The sequence below is a fragment of the Sphingomonas sp. genome, from assembly GCF_036402235.1.
In the GTDB taxonomy this organism is placed as follows: Bacteria; Pseudomonadota; Alphaproteobacteria; order Sphingomonadales; family Sphingomonadaceae; genus Sphingomonas.
In genome coordinates this window covers 1-4,481 of the sequence record NZ_DASWTG010000061.1, presented here as the reverse complement: position 1 = coordinate 4,481, position 4,481 = coordinate 1, and the positions used below count along the sequence as shown (strand labels likewise).

5 protein-coding genes are annotated in these 4,481 nt (G+C 67.4%); 4 read left to right on the top strand and 1 reads right to left on the bottom strand.

What is annotated here, in order from left to right; translation table 11 throughout:
• Positions 1-51 precede the first annotated feature (51 nt).
• Genes VGD28_RS13095 through VGD28_RS13085 form a run of 3 tightly spaced genes read left to right on the top strand, consistent with a single transcriptional unit; the run spans position 52 to position 2,464 of the window.
• On the top strand, positions 52-1,059 hold the full coding sequence (locus VGD28_RS13095) for a stage II sporulation protein M (protein WP_331028790.1): 1,008 nt from the start codon (positions 52-54) through the stop codon (positions 1,057-1,059).
• Positions 1,052-1,951: an RDD family protein gene (locus VGD28_RS13090; RefSeq protein WP_331028789.1), complete on the top strand. Its 900-nt coding sequence runs from the start codon at positions 1,052-1,054 to the stop codon at positions 1,949-1,951. The genes VGD28_RS13095 and VGD28_RS13090 overlap by 8 nt, the downstream gene beginning before the upstream one ends.
• A 9-nt stretch (positions 1,952-1,960) precedes the next feature.
• Positions 1,961-2,464: an isoprenylcysteine carboxylmethyltransferase family protein gene (locus tag VGD28_RS13085; RefSeq protein ID WP_331028788.1), complete on the top strand. Its 504-nt coding sequence runs from the start codon at positions 1,961-1,963 to the stop codon at positions 2,462-2,464.
• A 240-nt stretch (positions 2,465-2,704) separates the two neighbouring features.
• On the opposite strand, the gene VGD28_RS13080 is transcribed toward VGD28_RS13085, so the two are convergent.
• The gene (locus VGD28_RS13080) at positions 2,705-3,115 is read right to left on the bottom strand and encodes a thioesterase family protein (RefSeq protein ID WP_331028787.1); all 411 of its coding nucleotides are present in this window, start codon (positions 3,113-3,115) and stop codon (positions 2,705-2,707) included.
• A 114-nt stretch (positions 3,116-3,229) separates the two neighbouring features.
• Between VGD28_RS13080 and VGD28_RS13075 the strand changes: the two genes are divergently transcribed.
• The gene (locus VGD28_RS13075) at positions 3,230-4,357 is read left to right on the top strand and encodes a zinc-binding dehydrogenase (protein ID WP_331028786.1); all 1,128 of its coding nucleotides are present in this window, start codon (positions 3,230-3,232) and stop codon (positions 4,355-4,357) included.
• The last annotated feature ends 124 nt before the right edge of the window (positions 4,358-4,481 follow it).

Below are 4,481 nucleotides of genomic sequence, written 5' to 3'. Positions count from 1 at the left end.
GCTGCGCGTGCCACCTCCCCCTGGCGGGGGAGGATTGGTTGGGGAACGAATATGACCTCCACCCAGACCGCCCCTTCCTTCGGCGTCCGCCATTTCCGTGCCGAGCGCGAGGCCGACTGGCAGCGGCTCGAGGCGCTGCTCGACCTGGTCGAGAGGAAGTCGCCCAGGCGCCTCACCAATGACGACCTGATCGAGCTTCCCCGCCTCTACCGCGCCACCCTCTCGGCGCTGTCGATCGCGCGCGAGACTTCGCTCGATGCGTCGATGACCGCCTATCTCGAGAGCCTGTCCACCCGCGCCTATTTCATCCTCTATGGCTGTCGCGAGCCGCTGTGGCGCCAGATCGGCGGATTCTTCTCCCATGGCTGGCCCGCAGCCGTGCGCGGGATCTTCGTTGAGACGCTGCTGATCGCCGCCCTGTTCTTCGCCAGCGCAATCGCCGGCTATTTCCTCGTCGTCAGCGATCCCGCCTGGTTCAACGCGATCATCCCCCCCGAAATGGCGGGCGGCCGCGACATGAACGCGACCGCCGCATATCTTCGCTCGACCATCTACGATCCCCCGGAAAAGGGCGGGCTCGAGGTTTTCGCCACCTTCCTGTTCACCCACAATGCGCAAATCTCGATCATGGCCTTTGCGCTGGGCTTCGCCTTCGCCGTCCCCACTTTCTTCCTCATCGCCAGCAACGGCGTGCTGCTCGGCGCGATGTATGCCGCGTTCATCCCCAAGGGTCTCGGTTTCGGCTTCACCGGCTGGCTGCTGATCCACGGATCGACCGAGCTTTCAGCGATCATCCTCGCCGGTGCCGCCGGGCTTCACATCGGCCGCGCCGTCGCCTTTCCGGGACAGCGCACGCGCATGGCCGCCGCGGGCGAAGCGGGCCGCCGCGCCGCGCTGGTGATGATCGGCGTGGTCATCATGCTGCTCGTCGCGGGCCTGCTCGAAGGGTTCGCGCGCCAACTCGTCACCGACGATCTCGCGCGCTACGCGATCGCTGCGACGATGTTCGCGATCTGGGTGGTCTATTTCGCGCTCGGCGGACGGCGCGCCCGTGGCTAGGCGCGCCAAGGCCAAAGGGCCGAAGCCCAGCGATATCGAGCGCCGCACGCGCGCGCTCGTGACACCGGAGGGGGTGACGCTGCATCTTCGCCTCGCCACGGCCGGAGCCCGCGCCGGCGCGTTCACGATCGATGCCCTCATCATGCTCGCGACGCTGATCGCGCTCACCGTCGGCGCGGTGCTGCTGCTCGGCAGCACCGGTCATGCCAGCGCGCCGCTGATGATCTGGCTGCTCGGCTTCTTCCTGCTGCGCAATTTCTATTTCACCCTGTTTGAAAGCGGCACGCGCGCCGCCACCCCGGGAAAGCGCGCGCTGAAGCTGCGCGTCGTCGCGCGCGACGGCGGCCGGCTCACCGGCGGCGCGATCCTCGCGCGCAACCTGATGCGCGAGGTTGAGGTGTTCCTCCCCCTCATCTTCCTGCTCACCGCCCAGGCACAGGGGTTCAGCAACCGCTGGCTCGGCCTGATCGGGTTCGGCTGGACCGCGATCTTCGTCTTCATGCCGCTGTTCAACCGCGACCGGCTGCGCGCGGGCGATTTGCTCGCGGGCACCTGGGTGGTCGAGAATGAGCGGCCGAAGATCGCGCCCGATCTGCTCGCCGCCAACGATCGCGACACGATCGACGCCTACGCCTTCACGCCGGCGGAGCTCGAAACCTACGGCCAGTTCGAGATCCAGCGGCTTGAGGAGGTGCTCCACCGCAACGACCCCGACACGCTCACCACCGTCGCGGGCGTCATCCGCCGCAAGATCGGCCGCCGTGACGAAGGCGGAAACTGGAGCCACGACCGCGCCTTCCTCGAAGCCTATTACGCCGCCGCGCGCCTCCATCTCGAACGCCGCCTGCTGTTCGGTCAGCGCAAGCGCGACAAGTTCGATTCCGCCGGTTAAAGAGCCGGCATGACCGATACCACGCCCGCCACCGCCGCCGCACCGACTCGCGACACCGCCGGCGTCATCGCCCCGCCGCCCCTGATCTATCTCGGTTTCCTGATCCTCGGCCTGGCGCTCGAATTCTTCGTGGTACGCACGCAGGGGCTGGATATGCCCCCCTCGCTGCGCTGGACCGTCGTCGCGGCGTTCGGATTGGCGGGTCTCGCGGCCATCGCCGCGGCGGCGCTCCGGTTCCGCCGCGCCGGCACGCCCGCCCCGCCGTGGCTGCCGACCACCGCCTTCGTCGCGCAGGGCATCTACCGCTTCACGCGCAATCCGATGTATCTCGGCATGACGTTGATCTACTGCGCGATTGGGGTCGCCGCGGACGCGCCGGTGGTGTTCTGGATGCTGATCCCGCTGTCGATGACGATCCATTACGGCGTCGTGCTGCGCGAGGAGCGCTACATGGCCGGCAAGTTCGGTGACGCCTATCTCGACTATGCCAACCGCGTGCCGCGCTGGCTCTGAGCCGCCGGCGCACATCGTATGTGACATCTTCGCCGGGAGAAGCCCGCGCCCGGCCAAATCTGCTCTTGCAATGTTGGAATTGCTTTGCTTGCCTCGACCGGTCGCATAGCGACTGCTCTTTGATCTTGTCGGCCAACACATGCTGAACGACCAGGCGCAGGTCCGCGAGACAAATGCGGCGAAGTTGACAGAATGAATCGCGTTCTGCGTAACTTCGTCAACTTCCGGCGGTAGCAGCCGCTACCCCTCGCGCCGGCCGAAGAAATGCTCGACGATATGCTCGGCGATCCGCGCCGGGCGCAGCGTCTGCGCATCGACGCAGCACCAGCGCGACTTGACCTCGGCCAGCACCTCGTCGCCGCGCCGGATGACGGTCTCGTAGAAGGCGCTCACGCCCTGCACCTTCTCCAGCAGCACCGTCGCCACCACCTCGTCGTTCAGAAAGGCGGGTTTGCGATAGGTGATCTCGTGCTTGAGCGCGACCCACAGATGCTTGGCCACCTCTTCGGCCGGAGCCAGCTTCTGCCAGTGGCTCAGCACGGCTTCCTGCACCCACTTCAGATAGCTGGCATTGTTGACATGCCCCATGAAGTCGATGTCCGCCGGATCGACGGGGATCGGAACCTCGAACGGGGCGGCAGCGCGGGTCATGGACCTGACCTTAACGTAAAGTGCCGCGCGGCGCGAGAAGATTCGCAACGTCAATGTGGCGCTTGAAGAAATTTTAGAATTAACGGTATGCTCCGGGAAAAGAGGAGGATGCCAATGACCGACGCCATTCCCAGCCACGCCCGCCAGCTTTTCTCGACCGTCACCGAAGACGGCCGGCTCGAACTCTCCCTCCGCGACGTTCCCGTCCCCGCCCCCACCGGCGACGAGGTGCTGGTGCGGGTCGAGGCGACGCCGATCAATCCCTCCGATCTCGCCGTGCTGCTAAGCGCTGCCGACAGCAACGCCTTCACCGCGACGCGCGAGGGTGCGTCCGCCGCGATCCCCGAAACCGCCCGCCGTGCCCTCGCCCCGCGCGCGGGCAAGCCGCTGCCGATCGGCAACGAGGGCGCCGGGACAGTGGTCGCCGCGGGTGACGATCCCGCGGCGCAGGCGCTGATCGGCAAGACCGTCGCCGCCGCGGGCGGTGCCTTCTACGCGCAATACCGGCTGCTGCGCGCCCGCGACTGCCTCGTCCTTCCCGAGGGCGTCAGCGCCGCGGAAGGCGCCTCGTCCTTCGTCAACCCGATGACCGCGCTTGCCATGGTCGGGACGATGCGGCGCGAGGGCTATTCCGGCCTCGTCCACACCGCCGCCGCCTCCAATCTCGGCCAGATGCTGGTCAAGCTGACCAAGGCCGAGGGCGTGCCGCTGGTCAACATCGTCCGCAGCCAGGCGCAGGTGGATCTGCTCCGCGGTCTCGGCGCCACGCACGTCATCGACAGCAACGCCCCCGATTTCATGCCGCAGCTGATCGATGCCGTCGCCGAGACCCAGGCCTTCCTCGCCTTCGACGCGATCGGCGGCGGCAAGCTCGCCGGCCAGATCCTGACCGCGATGGAGGCCGCCGCGGTGCGTACCAACCCGGCGAACGGCCCCTACGGCTCCACAACGATGAAGCAGGTCTATATCTATGGCGGGCTCAACATGGCGCCGACCGAGATCAGCCGCGGCTTCGGCATGAAATGGGGCGTCGGCGGCTGGCTGCTCACCCCCTATCTGCAAGCCGCCGGCGGCGAGGAGGTGATGCGCATGCGCGCCAGGGTCGCCGCCGGGATCCGCACCACCTTCGCCAGCGGCTACACCAGCCGCATCACGCTCGATCAGGCGGTCCAGCCCGACATCATCGCCGCCTACAACCGCCGCGCCACGGGCGAGAAATACCTGATCCTCCCAAATGGCTAGCGCAAATTCCTCCCCGGTACGGGGAGGGGGACCATGCGAAGCATGGTGGAGGGGCCGTGCGACGCGGCGCCCCCCCTCCGTCGCGCTGCGCGCGCCACCTCCCCGCAAGCGGGGAGGATCGCAT